At 33.6% G+C, this 17,336-nt stretch carries 14 protein-coding genes; 4 read left to right on the top strand and 10 right to left on the bottom strand.

The annotated features are described in order from the left end of the window. Positions 1-110: 110 nt before the first annotated feature. From dat to BP18_RS03310, 3 genes are all read right to left on the bottom strand, one after another. Positions 111-971, bottom strand: coding sequence for a D-amino-acid transaminase (dat, locus tag BP18_RS03320; protein WP_007723617.1), 861 nt, complete (start codon positions 969-971; stop codon positions 111-113). Positions 972-1,069: 98 nt separating this feature from the next. Beyond that, positions 1,070-2,296 carry an ABC transporter permease gene (locus BP18_RS03315; RefSeq protein WP_029278003.1) on the bottom strand — a complete coding sequence of 409 codons (1,227 nt, stop codon included), beginning with the start codon at positions 2,294-2,296 and terminating at the stop codon, positions 1,070-1,072. After that, positions 2,293-3,030, bottom strand: coding sequence for an ABC transporter ATP-binding protein (locus BP18_RS03310; RefSeq protein WP_007723620.1), 738 nt, complete (start codon positions 3,028-3,030; stop codon positions 2,293-2,295). The genes BP18_RS03315 and BP18_RS03310 overlap by 4 nt, the downstream gene beginning before the upstream one ends. Before the next feature lie 194 nt (positions 3,031-3,224). Here BP18_RS03310 and BP18_RS03305 point away from each other — a divergent pair, with 194 nt between their 5' ends. From BP18_RS03305 to BP18_RS03295, 3 genes are all read left to right on the top strand, one after another. Next, on the top strand, positions 3,225-3,656 hold the full coding sequence (locus BP18_RS03305; protein ID WP_007723621.1) for an HIT family protein: 432 nt from the start codon (positions 3,225-3,227) through the stop codon (positions 3,654-3,656). Further along, on the top strand, positions 3,656-4,003 hold the full coding sequence (locus tag BP18_RS03300) for a YtxH domain-containing protein (RefSeq protein ID WP_007723622.1): 348 nt from the start codon (positions 3,656-3,658) through the stop codon (positions 4,001-4,003). Before BP18_RS03305 ends, BP18_RS03300 begins: the two co-directional genes overlap by 1 nt. Positions 4,004-4,273: 270 nt before the next feature. Continuing rightward, the gene (locus tag BP18_RS03295) at positions 4,274-5,260 is read left to right on the top strand and encodes a peptidylprolyl isomerase (protein WP_029278005.1); all 987 of its coding nucleotides are present in this window, start codon (positions 4,274-4,276) and stop codon (positions 5,258-5,260) included. A 71-nt stretch (positions 5,261-5,331) separates the two neighbouring features. On the opposite strand, the gene BP18_RS03290 is transcribed toward BP18_RS03295, so the two are convergent. From BP18_RS03290 to BP18_RS03270, 5 genes are all read right to left on the bottom strand, one after another. After that, positions 5,332-6,300 (bottom strand): 3'-5' exoribonuclease YhaM family protein, encoded by a 969-nt coding sequence (locus BP18_RS03290; RefSeq protein ID WP_007723624.1) that lies wholly within the window; start codon positions 6,298-6,300, stop codon positions 5,332-5,334. Positions 6,301-6,334: 34 nt separating this feature from the next. Next, positions 6,335-9,178, bottom strand: coding sequence for an ATP-binding protein (locus BP18_RS03285; protein ID WP_007723629.1), 2,844 nt, complete (start codon positions 9,176-9,178; stop codon positions 6,335-6,337). Continuing rightward, positions 9,162-10,415, bottom strand: coding sequence for a metallophosphoesterase family protein (locus BP18_RS03280; protein ID WP_231549429.1), 1,254 nt, complete (start codon positions 10,413-10,415; stop codon positions 9,162-9,164). The genes BP18_RS03285 and BP18_RS03280 overlap by 17 nt, the downstream gene beginning before the upstream one ends. A 114-nt stretch (positions 10,416-10,529) precedes the next feature. Beyond that, positions 10,530-10,874, bottom strand: a complete 345-nt coding sequence (locus BP18_RS03275) for a YlbF family regulator (protein WP_007723631.1) — start codon at positions 10,872-10,874, stop codon at positions 10,530-10,532. 103 nt (positions 10,875-10,977) lie between these two features. Further along, positions 10,978-13,122 (bottom strand): PBP1A family penicillin-binding protein, encoded by a 2,145-nt coding sequence (locus BP18_RS03270; protein ID WP_029278007.1) that lies wholly within the window; start codon positions 13,120-13,122, stop codon positions 10,978-10,980. Positions 13,123-13,616: 494 nt separating this feature from the next. Between BP18_RS03270 and BP18_RS03265 the strand changes: the two genes are divergently transcribed. Next, entirely contained in the window at positions 13,617-14,954 is a 1,338-nt protein-coding gene (locus BP18_RS03265; RefSeq protein ID WP_007723633.1) for a hemolysin family protein, read from the top strand. Positions 14,955-15,037: 83 nt separating this feature from the next. Here BP18_RS03265 and BP18_RS03260 read toward each other — a convergent pair whose 3' ends face one another. Both BP18_RS03260 and BP18_RS03255 read right to left on the bottom strand, forming a co-directional pair. Further along, positions 15,038-15,988: a DHH family phosphoesterase gene (locus BP18_RS03260; protein WP_029278011.1), complete on the bottom strand. Its 951-nt coding sequence runs from the start codon at positions 15,986-15,988 to the stop codon at positions 15,038-15,040. Between the two features lie 12 nt (positions 15,989-16,000). After that, positions 16,001-17,332 carry a DRTGG domain-containing protein gene (locus BP18_RS03255; RefSeq protein WP_007723636.1) on the bottom strand — a complete coding sequence of 444 codons (1,332 nt, stop codon included), beginning with the start codon at positions 17,330-17,332 and terminating at the stop codon, positions 16,001-16,003. Between the last annotated feature and the right edge of the window lie 4 nt (positions 17,333-17,336).

Genomic DNA, 17,336 nt, shown 5'->3' with positions numbered 1-17,336 from the left:
CATGCAATTTATTACGTTTTCTTTTTATTTTCAGATTTTTTCTACGATAATTTTTCTCAAAAAAAAGCAGCCAAACAAATTATTTGGCTGACCTTCTTAATTTTGATTGGTTATCTTATCTTTCCACATACTTCTTCTACAGCATCTACATACAATTGTTGCAACCTTTCGACTCCTGAGCCTCGTTTCCCTTGTCCTACGGGATTGCCGTCTATAAAGGTTATCGGCATAGCTTCCATAGTCGTACTAGATGCAAACACTTCATCTGCTTCTTTTAGATTTTCAAGAGTAAACGCTTCTTCTTTAACAGGTATTCCTGCTTTTCGAGCAACTTTTAACAACATTAGCTTAGTAATACCCGGTAAAACAAGATTTCCATCTGGATGAGTATAAATTACATCATTTTTGATCATCCATACATTTGAAGAAGAACATTCCGTAACCACACCATCACGATGAAGAATTGCTTCGTCTCCGCCTTTTTTATGTGCTTCGTGTTTAGCCATAATATTACCAAGCAAACTGGTCGACTTAATGTCACATCTTAACCATCGTAAGTCAGGTACGATAATAGCAGACATGCCTTGATCCATTTTTATTTGATCACGCGGAACAAGTGTTGTTGTAGCTGTAAAAACTGGCGGAACTAATTCAGGATCAGGATAGGAATGATTTCTTGGAATCCCAATACCTCTAGTTAATTGCATATAAACATTACCCGTATCGATTTCATTTACCTGAATCAATTTACTTAACAGTTGTTTCAATTCCTCTTTTGTAAAAGGTAAAATCAATTCAATTTTTTCAGCACTAGAAAATAGACGATCTACATGTTCATCTAAAGTAAAAAACTTGCCATTATAAGCTCTTACAACATCATAGATCCCATCTGCAAATTGGTAACCCCTATCTTCCATATCAATTTTAACTTCACTACGTTCAACAATTTCATTATTCCAAATAACTTTCATTTCTTAACCTCTTTCTAAAAATAGAATAATTTTTTCTATCATACCAAAAAAAAATGAACTGTGCATTTTTAATTTAAAAAATAAGTTTACTTTCTCAATTATCTCTGTAATTTAATCATTCTATCTAGTCGATGAGGTAAATAGAACTGGCAAAAGCCTAAGTTGAAGGTTACACTGATTGTCAATAGAACCAGTACTTCTATAATGGACAAGTGAACAGCAGATACAACAGTAATCAATAAACCTTCAACAAACAGTAATGCCAATAATACTTTTTTAAGAGACTGAAGTTTATCATCTTGCTTTATAGGGTATAGAACATTCAACGATAAGTTATCAAAATGAAAATAAAGCGGTAAAAGTTGAAAACCTGTTAAATAGAGAAATACAATTGTTAAAAAGGCACTTAACATAAAGGAATTGCCTAAGCCACTAAGCAACATAGCGATAACCAACAATCGAACATATAAACCGCTGTACTCAGTACCTCTTAGAAATGCTCTAGCGTATAGATAGTAAAAAGCATTGCTGTTGTTTTTTTGTATCGGTTTCAAAAAAGCATCTAAATAGCCTCTTCTTTTAACAGAACCTTTTAGTGCAGGAATATCGGTAAACAAATTTATAAACTGATAAATCCGCTTCATTCTATTCGATTCATCTTTTATCATCTTTTCCCATTGATAAGTTTGATAATCATTTTTACGATTAAGTAATAAGCGGTAACTTATCGTTAAAATGATAGCAGCTACTAGTCCAACAATTGGACTGATAAATAGAGCAAGAATATTAACAATGAAGAAAATACTAAATAAGATAATTTGTATTTTAACCCATTCTTTAGATTCTTTTATTTTCAAATTTAGCATTTGTACGTTGAGATCTACTTCTTTCAAAATGATTAATATCACCATAAAATAGATCATATCTGAAAAAGCAAATCCAGACATAGCAACTAATAAAGGCATTATTGCACCAATAATTAACACAATAGCAAAAATAGGTAACCATAGACTTCTCCATTTTGCTTGTTTAAAATATTCTGCCATAGCTTTTTCTTTAGGCAAGAGGAACACTGCATCAGCTGGCTGAACAAGTGTTCCTAACTTTCCAATACCTAATGTAGCTGTAAAAACAACAACTCCTATCAATTGGCCTTTCACGTCATAAGAAGTGATTGTTTTCAAATAATTTGAGTAGGCATACCCCATAGCACCGACTAAAAATAAACAAACAATTACAAAATGATCATTGAATATATACTTTGAGTACTTCATCATTTTCTTTTGATGCAGCTTAACTCGTTGCTTCCATATTTCTATCATCATTTACTATCCTCTTCTTTTGTTAATTGGATATACAATTCGTCCAATGTTGCATTAGGCATGTTAAAAGTTCTTCGTAAATCTTCTAATGTTCCTTCAGCTTTTACTTTGCCATCATGTAATAAGACAAACCCATCACATTGTCTTTCAGCTGTTGCTAATATATGCGTGGACATTAAAATTGAAGCACCTTGTTTTTTCATCTCTTCCATTAATTCCAAAAGTGCATTAATGCCTAGTGGGTCTAAACCTAAGAAAGGTTCATCTATAATGTACAAACTTGGTTCTACTAAAAAAGCGCAAAGAATCATAACTTTTTGCTTCATTCCTTTAGAAAAATTAGCCGGAAACCATTCTAATTTATTTTCTAACCTAAATGTTTTTAATAGTTTATTAGCGCGCTCTAAAGCAATCTCAATTGGGATATCATAGGCCATTGCTGTAATTTCAATATGTTCTTTTAAGGTTAATTCTTCATATAAAACCGGAGTTTCAGGAATGAAACCAAATTTTTTCCGATAGGTTTCTTTATCTTCCTTTAAGGTCAAACCATCAATACTGATTTCCCCTTTTTGAGATTGTAAAAGACCAATAATATGTTTTATAGTCGTACTTTTTCCTGCCCCATTTAAACCAATCAATCCAATTAATTTTCCATCTCCTACTTCAAAAGATACATCTTTTAATACAGGTATTTGGCTATAGCCTCCTGTAACATGTGATACTGTTAAACTCATAGTTTTTTTAGTCCCTTCTGCACAAGTTAATGTAGTTATTGTACCATAAGAACGAATGAGAATCTTTTCTCTTTTCATGTGTTACCGTTTCACTTTCTTTAGCTTTTATGATACATTTATTAGATAAGAGAACCTATTTCTCTATTATCATTACCTTATATACAAAGATTTTATAGTAGAAAGAAGGATACTAAATGGCAGATTGTATTTTTTGTAAAATTATAAATAATGAAATACCCAGTAGAAAAGTTTATGAGGATGACGATATATTAGCATTTTTAGACCTTACACAAGTTACACCTGGTCACACATTAGTAATCCCGAAAAAGCATGTAGCCGATATTTTTGAATTAGATGAGATTTTAGCAGCTACAGTTGCCAGTAAAATACCAACAATTGCAAAAGCAATCAAGCAATCCAATCCTGCAATTAAAGGTATGAATATTATAAATAATAATGGTACACTAGCTTATCAATCTGTTTTCCATTCACATATACATATCTTGCCACGATACGATGAGCAAGATGATTTTTCAATTCATTTCGGAGACCATTCCGAGAACTATACACCTGAAGAATTAGATAGTATCGCGTTAACAATAAAAAGCAAATTGGAGGGATATTAATGTCTAATCACTTTATGAACGGCTTATTTTTAGGTGCTGCTGCGGGAGGAATATATGGACTACTTAAGTCTCCACGTACAGGTAAAGAAAATAGAGTTGCACTAAAATCTTATGTTGATGATACTACTTTACTGGTTAATGATGTTTCAAAAAGTGTCAATGATTTAAAAGGGGCAATTGCTCAATTAACAAATGAAGGAAAAAACTTAGCTGAAGAATTTACACAAGATGTGAAAGAATCGGTTGATGAATTTTCATTTGAGGCCGAGCCTCGTTTACGCCGTATTCAAGAACATACTGAAAAATTAACAGCTGATATGGAAGATTTGACTCAAAGCATGAAATAATGTCGTTTTATTCTATTATTTTAAGAGAGATTGGGCAATTGTCCCAACCTCTCTTTTTTTATCTTCAACAAAAAGGGAATCTGCTTTACCAGTAAAAACTGAACATCATTCGCAATTCCATCAGTTTGTGTTTTTTTTGTGATTTTTAATTGACTTTAAGCCAAATAATGGGATTTTAGTTTTTTTTATACAAATGAGTATGGTATATTTATATCTGTGATTACGAAATATTTATTTACAGCAAAATAAAAGAAATGGATGTGTTAAGAAATGAAAAAATTATTACTAGCTACAGCTACTATCTTAGCAGGATTTACAATTGCAGGTTGTTCTGATAGCACTGTTGCCTCTTCAACTGCAGGAAAAATTACAGAAGAAGAGTTTTATGCTGAAATGAAAGATACTGTTGGATCAAGCATGTTGCAACAATTAATCATTGAAGATGTTTTAACTGATTTATACGGAGATAAAGTTACCGATAAAGTAGTAGATAAACAATACACTACTGAAGAAACTTCTATGGGTGGAGCTGAAGCTTTTGAATACCTTATGTTGCAACAAGGTTATACCCCTGAAAAATATAAAGACACCATTCGTTTAAATCTTTTAATTGAAGCAGCAGTAAAAGATAAAACTAAATTTACTAAAGAAGAAATTCAAACTGCTTATGACGCATATGTGCCTTCTGTTAAAGCAGCTCACATTCTTGTAGAAGATGAAGCAAAAGCAAAAGACCTTATCGCTCAATTAAATGATGGTGCTGATTTTGCAAAACTTGCTAAAGAAAATTCTGCAGATACTGCTACTGCAGCTAATGGCGGAGAAGTTACATTCTCATCTGGTGAAATGGTCCCTGAATTTGAAGAAGCAGCATATGCTCTAAAAGAAGGCGAAATGACAACTGAACCAGTTGCTACAGAATATGGTTTCCACATCATTAAAATGATTGATAAACCTGAAAAAGGAACATTAAAAGAAGAAACAGATACAATCAAAGACCAATTATTACAAACTAAGTTAGCTGATAGTGCTTATATTCAAAAAGTTATGTCCGGAATTATGAAAGATGCTAACATCATCATTGAGGATAAAGACTTATCTAATGCAATGGATGCTTACTTGGGAACTGAAAAAGATTCATCCGCTAAAGATTCTGCTACTGAAGAATCAGCCGTGAAAGAATCTACTACTGAAAAACCCGCTGCTACTGATTCTGCTACTGAAGAATCTGCTGCTACAGACTCTTCTGCTGAATAATCCAGTACACGAATAAAAAATCTCAATAAAGTAAAAGAGCGCTAGGACAATTGCCCTAGCGCTCTTTTACTTTATTTATTTTCACTCGTTTTTTCTGGTTCATTAGGATTATAGAACGTTCGATTATCTAATCCAAAAATTCTCTCTGTAAACGAACCTGGTTCGGTTCTATCTAACGCCGTGTTCAACATATTAATCGTTGCATCTAAATTATCGATCATAAATAAAATTTCAGCTTCTCTTAATTTTGGTCGAACTGGCGAACCATAATCAAGTTGACCATGATGAGCCAGAACCATATGTTTTAAAAGGAGCACATCTTCACTTTTCTCATCAATTTTTAGTGCAATACAAGCTTTAGTAATTTCTTCATCTACTATCACAATATGACCTAAAAGATTCCCTTCCAAAGTATATTCAGTAGAAATAGGACCAGAAAGTTCAATGATTTTACCCATATCATGCAAAATAATTCCTGCATAAAGTAAAGGTTTATTAATATCTTTGTATTGAGCTGCTAATGTCTTTGCAATTCTTAACATTGAGATGGTATGAAAAGCTAAACCACCAGTAAAAGCATGGTGAAAACGTTTGGCTGCTGGATGTTGAAAGAATGGTTTTTGATAATGATTTAATAAATAACGCACAATACGATTCATATTAGCATTTGTAATTTCAAATATAGTATCATTTATTTCTTCCATCATATCTTCTTTTTTTAATGGTGCTCTTTCGACATATAAATCTGCATTATCTGGATCGCCTGATTTTGTTACAGCAATTTTAAATAGTTTGATTTGAGGATTTCCTTGGTAAAGTTCTCTTTTCCCTGAAACCTTTACAACTTTTCCAGCAGTGAAAGCCGCAATATCTTCTTCTGATGCATCCCAGTATTTGCCATCCATTTGACCACTTGTGTCTTGAAATGTAAAAGCAATGAATTTTTTACCATTCTTCGCAACTCGGATATCGGCTGATTTAATTAATAAATAAATATCGAAGGTTTCATCATTAGTGTACTCAAATAATTTCTTTTCCATTTGACTCCCTCTTTCTATAACTAACTTTTCTTTATTATAACATTTCTATCTGCTCTTTTCGAAAAACATCTGTTACAGATTCATCAAATGTAAAATAAAACACTTGCATATCTTCACTAATTTTCTGTAATAGCTGATACATCTCATTTTTTCGTTGGTTGTCAAAATTCACAAATCCATCATCAACTAATAAAGGCAGTTGGATTAGATCGCTCGCATTTTTCACAAATGAAAAGCGTAAAGCAACATAAAGTTGTTCAGCTGTCGCTTGAGAGAGTTCAAAAGCTTCAAATAAAGTACCGTCTTTACGTTGAACAGTAATCGTCTGGTCCTTTAAAAAGACTTTTTGATAATTCCCTTGTGTCAAAATAGTAAAGAAATAGGTCGTATCTCGAATAGTTGCTGGAAAACGGTCTTTTCTAGCTTCTGTTAATGTTCGTTCAATAAGTTCAGCCGCAATCTTATATGTGGCCCATTCATCAACCAAAATTTGTGTTTCACTTTTTAAATTTGCATATTCTTGTAGCAACTCAGAATATTCTCCACCGACTTCTAAGTTTTTAAGTGAAACTTCTATTGCAATTTTTTTGTTTAGTTTACCTTCAATTACTTGTTTCAAGTTTTGCAGTTTTATTTTTATTTCCTGAATACTTTCTAATAATGCTGCTTTATCTCGGTACGTTTCAAGCAGTGCACTGTACTCACCAACTTGCTGTTCTAATAAATTCAGTCGAGCTCTTTTTCTTGCTAATTCTTCATCCAGTACATATTTCTTACGAAACTCATCTTCCGTTTTTACTTTAACAGAATGGAGCAGACGTAAACGCTTTTGCTCGTACTCTTTTTGTTGCCTAATGAGCTGTTCAATCCGTTGGTCTATTTCTTGTTGCTGCTTTGTAAAATCTTTGATTTTTTCTTCATCAGCTGTCGCTTCCTTGAAAAAATGTTTTATCGCCTCAACTAATTGTTCATTATTAGTCCAATCAACAAAAATAATTGGCTCCAAATAATTGATTTTTTCTTTCCATGATACGATTTTTCTTTCCAAATTGATTAAGTGCTCTTGTATTTCATTAGTATGAACTGTTTTTTCCCTTATCCCTTCAAACATATCCGTTTCTTGGATTAATTCGTTTATTAAATAATGAGAAGGGTAACCATATTCCTGTTTAAATAACCGAAATTCTTTTTCCCATTCAACATTTTGGCTCTTAGCTTCTTCAATTTGATCACTTTTCTCATTTAATTCAAGAATCACTTGATCAATTTCTGCAAGTTTTTCTCTCCATTGTTTTCGGATTTCCGTTTGTTGAATATATTCTTCAAACGAGTACGTAGATTCCTTGATTTCTTCTCTTTTATTCGTAGCCTTATTGTTCTTAACGATTGACCACAAACTGTAGACAATTAATCCAAAACCAGCAATCATGAGAACCCATCCAATTTCATTCGAAAGGTATTGACCTAAAACACTTATCAATAATCCTCCCATCAAACTGATAATGGTCCCTTTACTTGGTGCTTTTTTTATTTTCTTTGCTACCTTAGTATCCGCACGTTGGTTAAGATTACTTTTTTCTAGCTGATTTTCTACTTCTTGATACGTTTGATTATCCCATAATCGTTTTTCTAACTTATCAAGTTGATCTCCTAATGATTCCTGCTGAAAATTTAAAAATGCTATACGTTCAGTTAATTGAGCTAATTCTAAATCTATTTGATTCTTTTTATCTTGTAATTTAGTTATTTTATTTCGACAATCTACAGTCATTACAGCTGGTATATTTTCTTGCTCCAAGAGTCCTAAATGTTGCTTTTCACGTGATAATTGAACTTGCGTTGATAAGAGCGTTTCTTTAACAAATGCTGTCTCTTGTAAGATTGCTTGAATATCATCTAACTGATCAATCAGTTGAGTAATCTCAGCTCTGTGTTCGTTAAAAACTTTCAGTAATCGTGTCTCTTCAGTTTTATCATTAAGGTAATTCATTTTTTCTTGCTGTTGACTAATCGTTAATTTTAGTTGATTTATTTCTTGGTTATAATGGTTCAGTTGATACAATCCATCTTTAGGCAGTTCGACAAGTTGTTCTTTCTCTATTTGATGCTGGATATCTTGCATTTCGCTAAACAGTACCCAGTTAGCTTCCAATTGGTTTAACTTAATCACTTTATCTTCGTAATGAGTTCGTTGTTCCCTTAAGCTAACTAACTCTTTTTCTAAGTTACCTTTTCCAAGCAGCCAATCCATATACTGGTTATTTTTTTCTTTAGCTACTTTCAATTGTTTTCTTTTAGTTTCAACCTCTGCCATTTTTTTATTGATGACCGTTACTCTTCCATTAGGCTTAAATAATTTGCTTGCTTCTATTTGTAATTTATCCGCAACCTTTAATAATTGCTCATTCCCAATTGTTCCTACACTCAAAAAATAACGGTTCAATTTTTCGCGATTTAATTGCTGTACTTTTTGTAGTCCAGCTAAATTAAAAGAAAATAAAGCTTGATAGGTCGTCTTGTCAAGTCCAGATAGAATTTTTTCAAGCCATTCTTCTCCACCTGTATCGCCATTGGCAAAAGTTACCGTCACATTTCCGTTTGCTTTTCCTCTTACACGTTCAATTTGAACATCGCCATACTGTGTACCCGTTAAAAAGAGTCTGCCCCCATATTGACTACTGCTCTTAGGTTCATATCTTAATTCGGAACTTAACTTAGAGGGAAAACCAAAAAGGATACTATGAATAAAGGACATGATTGTTGTTTTTCCGGCTTCATTTTCTCCATAGAATAGTTGCAAATTAGTTATATGATCGATTTTATGGTCTACCCATTTTCCATAGCCATATATTTCAATTGATTCAATCTTCAAGGTCATCACTTCTTTCAAATCCTAGTTGATTACGGACCATCTCTTTGGCATCTAGTACAATTTTTTTCCGGTACTGTTCTTCACGTGTTTCTACAACATCGTCTATTCCAGGAAAATCAAAAAGTGTATTTGTAGTTTCATTAAATAAATTTTCCATCTCAATTTCGTGTAATATTTTAGTCCATTCATTTGGAAAAAGCTTTTGGATAGCCGGTATATGATTCTCAGCTACCGTCTGCAACTCTATCTTGTGAACCCAGACAAACGTGTCTGTTTTCGGAATTTGCTGTAAAGCTTCCACTAATTCGCCTTGCTTAATTTTTTTTATAACTCCGTCAAGTAAATGCTCATTATCTGTCAAACGGATTGAAAGAAAGAGACTGTACGACTCATTTTGTTGTTCTTCTATAGCCGTTTTCAAAGCTTTATATACAGTATCTAAATTCTTCATTTCTTTAACAGAGAGTTCAATTGTTTTCCATTGAATAACTGCAGTGGAACAAAACTCAGTTGTTACACCTGATTCAGTGATAGTTACTAATTCAAACCCTTTATCTCCACTCTCTTTGCTACTTCTTCCTTGAGTATTTCCAGGATAGACAATTGGTGGATTTTCAGCTAAGTGCTGTCTTTTGTGAATATGACCTAACGCCCAATAATCGTATTTTTTGCTTCTTAACTCAGCCATCGTAAACGGCGCATAATGTCCATGTTCTGACTCTAACCCTTCTGAGAAGCCATGCAACATGCCTATATGATACGTTGCGCGAGGGTTTCTTTCTGGATAATTTGTAATTTTCCTTTCAAGAACCCATCTTTTGTCATAACTAAAACCGGTAAGAGCAATTTGTTCGTTTTCTTTGGTCTTTAGCCATTTCGTTTCGACCGTTTCATCAAATAAAATAACATTCTCAGGCATATCTAAATGCAACCCAGTGTTTTCTATGTAATCGTGATTGCCATGTAATAGATAAACAGGTATGTTGAATTTATTTAATCGCTCCATTTCATTTCGTAAATAGGCTTGAGCTTTGACGCTTCTTTCATCGTTATCGTAAATATCTCCAACTAGACAGACAAAGTCTACATTATTTTGAATTGCACGGTCCACTATTTTAGTTAAGGCTGAAAATGTCGATAAATAAATAGCGCTCCATATATAATCAGGCAAGTTCTTCAAGCCAATAAAAGGACTATCCAAGTGCAAATCAGCTGCATGAATAAATTTTACCATTAGAATCATTCATCTCCTTCCATACAAGACCCTTTTTCACAAGGGCACATACGTTCCTTTATTATCAGAAAAAAAGAACTCACTACTCTTTTATAATAGTGAGTTCTTCTTAGTCATCTATTCTTATCCTTGATAAACATCTTGAACGGGCTTCATGATGATACGATTTAAGTCTTCGATTAATATGCTTAAACGTTGTTCAGCTTCCATTAATTCTTTAATAACATCATTTTCACCAGAAGTTTGAGCTAAGTTTTGAGCTTCAGCAATTTCATCTTCAGTGATTTGTTCACCTGACATTTGTTTTTGTTGTAATTTCATTTGAACCTCTTGGAAATCGTGGTACATTTTGCTAGCTGCTTCATCTTTTTTCACTTCATTAAAAGCTGCTACTAAAGTAATGTACTCTTGACTATCTCTTAATTCTTTTTCTAGACTATTAGCTGTATCATAAATGTTCGTACTCATTATAAATTTCACACTCCAATTCGAATTTTTGTTCTCATCTTAGTAACTATATCATTTCAGCCATCTTTTTTCCATTATTCTCATCTAAATTACTAAAAAAAATCTATTGAGTCACTCTGTTTGTAAATTTATCCAATAACCCACCAAATTTATCCTTCAAAATTTCTGATCCTTCTTTTACTTTCCCACCTATTGAATCAACTGTATCTTTTAGGCCTTGTTTCCAGTCGCTAGAATCCACGTCATTTTCTGCTTTTGCAGTCACGATTTCTTTAGCACTTTCTGTATTAAAAGCAGTCTGTTCAGTATAAGGAAGAATATTCTCCATTTGTAGCTTAAATAATGGACCTACCCCAGTAGAACTTCCTGTTGTCATATAATGTTCTTCATCCGTTGGATCAAATCCCATCCATGTTGCTATCACGATGTCTGGCGTATACCCGACTGTCCATTGATCTGTTGTACCACCTTCATCATTAAAGGTTACCTCTGTACTTCCAGTTTTACCAGCAACCGTATAACCTGCAGGATCATTGTTTCGTGCCGTTCCATACGAAAATACGCCCATTAACATACTAGTCATTTGTTTTGCTACTTCTGGTGTAGTGACCTTTTTCTTTTTAGGTTCCGTATTGTCGACAATAATTGCACCTGTTGCATCTACAATTTTCGTAATAAAATGACCTTTACTCATAACACCTTCATTAGCAAAAGTTGTGTACGCACTTGCCATTTGAAGTGGCGATACACCTTTACTCAAACCACCTAATGCAAGACCTAAATAGCCATCTCCTTCAGGACCTTCAACAAGAGGAATACCAAAATCTTCAATTTTTTTGAATCCTTTATCTAATCCAATCTCATTTAAAAGCCACACTGCTGATGTGTTTTTACTCTCTGCCAATGCTTGGTACATTGGAACTTCTCCTTCATATTGATGGTCAACATTTTCAGGAGTATAATCATCTTTACCATAAGAGAGAGGTTCATCGACAAGCATTGAATCAATGCTGTATCCTTGTTCTAACGCTTCTGTATAAACAGCTAAGGGCTTCATAATAGAACCCGGTTGTCTAACCGTTTGAGTCGCATAATTAAATCCTCTAAAAGAGTGTTCTTTTCGTCCTCCATAAATAGCAAAAACGCCGCCTGTCTTTGGATCTAGTGCCACAGAGCCGCTTTCTAGGAGTGTTCCATCCGCTGCATTTTGAAACAAGTAATTATTTTCATACGTTATATCCATCGCACGTTGATAATCTTGATTTAATGAAGTATAAATTTTATACCCTTTATTTAAAACTTCTTCTTCACTTAAACCATATGTGTAGATTGCTTCATTTACGACTGCATCAAAATAAGAAGGATATTGATAACCTTCCTTTTCCGAATAGGCATCTACTAATGATAATCCTTCAACTTTTATTGTGTCCACTTCTTCTTGAGTTACAATTTCATTTGTTGCCATTAAATCTAGCACGGTGTTTCTCCGAGAAATAGCATTATCGTAATCATCAATAGGATTATAATTTGTGGGTGCTTTTAACATCCCAGCTATCGTTGCTGCTTCTGATAAGTTAACATCTGCTGCAGATTTCCCAAAATATTTTTGTGAAGCATCCTCAACACCCCACACTCCATTTCCAAAATAAGAGTTATTGAGGTACATTTCTAGTATTTCATCTTTGGTATATACTTTTTCAATTTCAATAGCTAAAAAGAGTTCCTTTAATTTTCGAATAAAGGTTTGGTCAAGTGTTAAATAAGCATTTTTAGCTAATTGTTGAGTAATTGTGCTTCCGCCACCAACAATATTTCCACCATTAACGACATAACCCACTGCTGCCCTTGCAATTCCAATTGGATCGAATCCTGCATGTTTGTAGAACCTTTTGTCTTCAGTTGAGATAACGGCTTGTTCGATTGATTCAGAGATATCGTCAACTGAAACGAATGTCCCTTTTTGTGAGTAAAGTGTACCAGCTTCTTCGTTATCGACATCGTAAATCGTCGTGGTTTGTTCTAGTCCAGCTTTTAGTGTAGAGACATTTGCTGTTTTTGCTAAATACAGTAAATAAACACTAGACACTAAAGCTACTGTCAACATAACTAAAATAATAATTTTATTAATGTGGTATTTTTTCCAAAAGCGTTGTCTTTTTTTATGGAACTTTATTAGATAAGGTTTAGCCCATTCCCATAATAGGAGCAGAGCTTTTTTTATCTTGGTTAAAAAAGAAGATTCATTCATTCGCATTCATTCCTTAATAATAGTTTTTTAAATTGAACTTATTTTTATTTAGTGTATCAAAAAAATAATGAAGACACATCCTACTTAAGGAGGATATGCCAACAGAACAATTCGTTTGAAATTAGATAATTTGATTGGTTTTCTTACTTTTTTCTTTATCATTTTACCATATTGATGTAGAGTAAAGTTAAAGACTTTGTTAAAATGAAAAAGTTGATTTATTGTTTGATACAAGTTTTTTATATTTTAAGGATGAGGTGAGACCTTGGGACAGAAAAATTAATAAGGGTATTGATCCATCAAAAGAGTAGTTTACTTTATATAGCTATTTCTTTGGGTCTTTTTCACCATTGTATCTCCCCTCTTCCTGAGGAATTTACTATCTGACCACTGAAATTGCTCTTTGTATACTAAACCATTCATGATAAGCATCATTAGAAACTATACTACAAGGAGGTGAAGTCTACGTTAAGCTATGCAACGTAGACAACAATTTGTCAATTACAACCGGAATCATTGTATTCTTTATTATCCTATTTCTTGCATCCTTATTTGTGATGTCAGAATTTGTACTCGTCCGTATTCGCCCATCAAGATTGGATTACTTAATTGAAAATGGTGATAATCGTGCGATACTTTTAAAAGAAATGACACAAAAATTAGATACTTATCTCTCCGCTACCCAACTAGGTGTGACGATAACTTCTCTAGCAATTGGGTGGTTAGGAAATCCTACTTTTGGCCGTTTATTCGACCTCATATTTTCATCTTTTGACGTTCCGCCTTCTGTCTCAACAATTGCTTCAGTTGTTTTATCTTTTGCCATTTTAACTTCTCTTCAAGTTATTATTGGAGAATTAGTACCTAAAAATATTGCAATCAATAAAACTGAACAAATTGGACTCTTCATTGCTAAGCCTTTACAGATATGGTTCAGAATCATGTATCCGTTAGTCTATGTATTGAACCGAATTGCAAATGGTATTTCACGTCGAATCGGTATGAAAAATATCAGTGAGCCAGAAGAAGGTGTTTCTGAAGAGGAACTACGTATCATTATGGGAGAGAGCCTAAAAAGTGGTGAAATCAATCGTGATGAATATCAGTTTGTAGAGAATGTCTTTGCATTTGATGATCGAATGAGTCGTGAAATTATGGTACCTCGTACGGAAATGGTGACTGTATCAACTTCGATGACCCTAAGAGAAATCGCTCAATTGGTCAGCAAAGAACGTTTCACAAGATACCCCGTAATCAAAGATGGCGATAAAGATATTGTCTTAGGTATTATCAATACAAAAGAGATTTTTGCTGTTTATGTTGACGCTGTAGAAGCAAAATTATCTGAAACCTTTAGTTTTGCGGAATACATTAGACCGATTATCTCGGTTATTGAAACGATTCCTATCAAAGAACTTTTAGTAAAAATGCAAAAAGAACGCAATCAAATAGCTGTTCTTGTCGATGAATATGGCGGAACTAGCGGTATTATCTCAATGGAAGATATTGTAGAAGAAATCGTTGGCGATATTAGCGATGATTACGAAATGGTTGGTGAACCAGAAATCAAAAAAATTGGTGACCATCATTACCGCGTAAGTGCTAGAATGTTGATTGATGACGTAAATGATATTTTTGGTCTTTCTATTGAGGAAGAAGATGTCGATACCATTGGTGGCTGGATGATGAATCAAAAATACGATATTTCTATCGGAGAAGAATTAACTTTTAATAATCATAGCTTTAAAGTCATTAAAGCTGGTAATGGAACGCTTGAAGTGATTGATATTTTAAAGAAAACACCTCAAGTTGCTATGAATGACCTAGAATAAATTACTTTTAAACAAAAAAGAGCACAGAGTTCAGTATACTCTATGCTCTTTTTTATCTATTTTTAATGGCTCAAAACAATTTCTTAGCGTTGTTCAGCTACCTGAATCAATTGTTCAATAATTTCATTTACTTCCACTAAATCTTTCGCATTGGCTCCACTAGCTAGTGGATGTCCGCCACCATCATGTTTTTTAGCTACCTCATTAATGATCGGTCCTTTTGATCTTAAACGGCACCGGAAGTGTCCATCAGACTGTTCAACAAATATTCCCCATAGAACAATATCTTCAATTGAACTAGGCAACGAAACGATTGCAGATGTCTCAGCATCCGTTACACCAAATTGCTCCATAATCGCTTTAGTTAAAATAACTTTTCCTACACCAGAAGGATGAATAGCAATATTCTGTAACACATATCCAGATAAATGTGCTACTTTTTGTGACATCGCAGTCATCTTACGATTGATTTCATCAGGTTTAAAAGAAAACTCCATTAAATCTGCAACAATTCGCATTGTTTTAGGCGTAGTAGCTGGATATAAAAACCGACCAGTATCTCCAACAATCCCTGCATACAATAATTTAGCAGCCTCATCTGTCATTTTCAATTCGTCTTTATTGTAAAAACAAAAATCTGCAATGATCTCACTTGTACTGCTAGCATTTGTATTCACTAAAACGATATCTCCATAAGCATCATCATTAGGATGATGATCTATTTTCACTAATTTTTTTCCATTCTTGTAACGTTCATCACTAATGCGTGGTGTATTAGCTGTGTCCGTTACAATAACTAAAGCTTCTTGATAATCTTCATCAGAAATCTCATCCATTGTAGTTAAGTATGCCAAATCGCCTACTGAACCGCCTGTTTTTAAAACTTTTTTAGCTGGAAAACTAGCTTTTATTATCTCAGCCAATCCACCTTGGGAACCAAGTGCATCTGGGTCTGGATTCTTATGTCTATGAATAATAATTGTTTTTGACTCTTTAATTGCCACAAGTATTTGATCGTATTTTTCTATAGTCATTCTTTGTCTCCTTTAGTTTTTTTGCATTAATTGACAGACTACTGTCGCTTTTGCTACTAAAACAGTATCTGTATAAACCTCAATATCCAGTTTAGCAGTCCTTCTGCCCATTTCAAAGACACGTGGTCTGATTTCTATTTCACTTCCGAGTTGAACCAATTTCAAATAATATAGATTCATTTGTTCAACCATGGCATTCTTTTTTTGAAAAACAACTAATGTATTTTTTGTTACAGTAGCAATAACTTCACTCAACAATCCAAATGAAAGAGTTCCTACATTATCTGTCATTTGCGGTGTAACTTTAAATTTATAATATGGAATTTCAGACATATCCATTTCTGAAGAAGATGTTGAGATTTCTATATTTTCATTAATTTGGTCAGATAGCGTATCGCCCATTTGCGGCTGTCGTTGAGAAGACTGCATAGCTTTCATGACATCTTGTCTTGAAACAATACCCATAAGAGTCAAATTATCCTCAACAATAGGCATTACTTCTAAACCATCCCAAATCATCAAATGTCCAACACTAGCCACACTCATATGCGTTTTTGCAAATGTAGGATTTTTGGTCATCACTCGTTCAATATTGACATGGTCTTGCTTGCCAATAATATCTTTAGCTGTAACCATCCCAATTAAACGGCCTTTTTTATTGACTACTGGAAAACGTGTATGTTGGCTATTTTCATTTAACTTTCGGTAATCTAATACTAATTGATCTGCTGTTAAATAAAGCGTTTGATCAGCTTTCGTATAAATATCATCCACTAGCATAATTTCTTTTTTTATTAATTGATCTGTAATGGCTCGATTAATCAGTGTCGCTACAGTAAAAGAATCGTAGGTTGTGCTTAACACGGGCATTTTTAATTTATTGGCTAACAAAGTAATCTCTTCATTTGTATTAAATCCACCAGTAATCAAGACTGCTGCTCCCTGTTCAAGAGCTAATTTTTGTACATTCTCGCGATTCCCTACAATCATTAAAGATCCTGGTGTGATGTACCGAATCATGGCATCTTCAGTCATGGCACCGATAATAAATTTGCTTAAATCTTTATCCAATCCTTCTTCGCCACCCAAGATGTCGCCCTCAATAATTTTAACGACTTCTCCATAAGTTAACGTTTCAAAAGTTTCTTTCATTTTGCGTTCAATGCGAATCGTTCCAACTCTTTGAATCGTTGAGACCAATCCGTTATTTTGTGCTTCTTTAATAGCTCGATATGCTGTTCCTTCACTCACACTTAAATTTTTGGCGATTGACCGAACTGAAATTTTTTCTCCTACCGGTAAAGTTTCGATATACGTTATGATTTGATCATGTTTTGTAGTCATTTAC

This window comes from Carnobacterium jeotgali MS3 (assembly GCF_000745125.1).
In the GTDB taxonomy this organism is placed as follows: domain Bacteria; phylum Bacillota; class Bacilli; order Lactobacillales; family Carnobacteriaceae; genus Carnobacterium_B; species Carnobacterium_B jeotgali.
Note: the sequence above shows the minus strand (reverse complement) of the source record. Positions and strands in the feature narration are given on the sequence as shown.

What these genes read in the sequence shown, in the direction of transcription:
- BP18_RS03305 (WP_007723621.1), top strand. Translation starts at nt 3,225, where the DNA reads ATGGCAGATTGTATTTTTTGTAAAATTATAAATAATGAAATACCCAGT.
- BP18_RS03255 (WP_007723636.1), bottom strand. Translation starts at nt 17,332, where the DNA reads ATGACTACAAAACATGATCAAATCATAACGTATATCGAAACTTTACCG.
- BP18_RS03315 (WP_029278003.1), bottom strand. Translation starts at nt 2,296, where the DNA reads ATGATGATAGAAATATGGAAGCAACGAGTTAAGCTGCATCAAAAGAAA.
- BP18_RS03300 (WP_007723622.1), top strand. Translation starts at nt 3,656, where the DNA reads ATGTCTAATCACTTTATGAACGGCTTATTTTTAGGTGCTGCTGCGGGA.
- BP18_RS03280 (WP_231549429.1), bottom strand. Translation starts at nt 10,415, where the DNA reads ATGATTCTAATGGTAAAATTTATTCATGCAGCTGATTTGCACTTGGAT.
- BP18_RS03285 (WP_007723629.1), bottom strand. Translation starts at nt 9,178, where the DNA reads ATGACCTTGAAGATTGAATCAATTGAAATATATGGCTATGGAAAATGG.
- BP18_RS03270 (WP_029278007.1), bottom strand. Translation starts at nt 13,122, where the DNA reads ATGAATGAATCTTCTTTTTTAACCAAGATAAAAAAAGCTCTGCTCCTA.
- BP18_RS03290 (WP_007723624.1), bottom strand. Translation starts at nt 6,300, where the DNA reads ATGGAAAAGAAATTATTTGAGTACACTAATGATGAAACCTTCGATATT.
- BP18_RS03310 (WP_007723620.1), bottom strand. Translation starts at nt 3,030, where the DNA reads ATGAGTTTAACAGTATCACATGTTACAGGAGGCTATAGCCAAATACCT.
- dat (WP_007723617.1), bottom strand. Translation starts at nt 971, where the DNA reads ATGAAAGTTATTTGGAATAATGAAATTGTTGAACGTAGTGAAGTTAAA.
- BP18_RS03295 (WP_029278005.1), top strand. Translation starts at nt 4,274, where the DNA reads ATGAAAAAATTATTACTAGCTACAGCTACTATCTTAGCAGGATTTACA.
- BP18_RS03275 (WP_007723631.1), bottom strand. Translation starts at nt 10,874, where the DNA reads ATGAGTACGAACATTTATGATACAGCTAATAGTCTAGAAAAAGAATTA.
- BP18_RS03260 (WP_029278011.1), bottom strand. Translation starts at nt 15,988, where the DNA reads ATGACTATAGAAAAATACGATCAAATACTTGTGGCAATTAAAGAGTCA.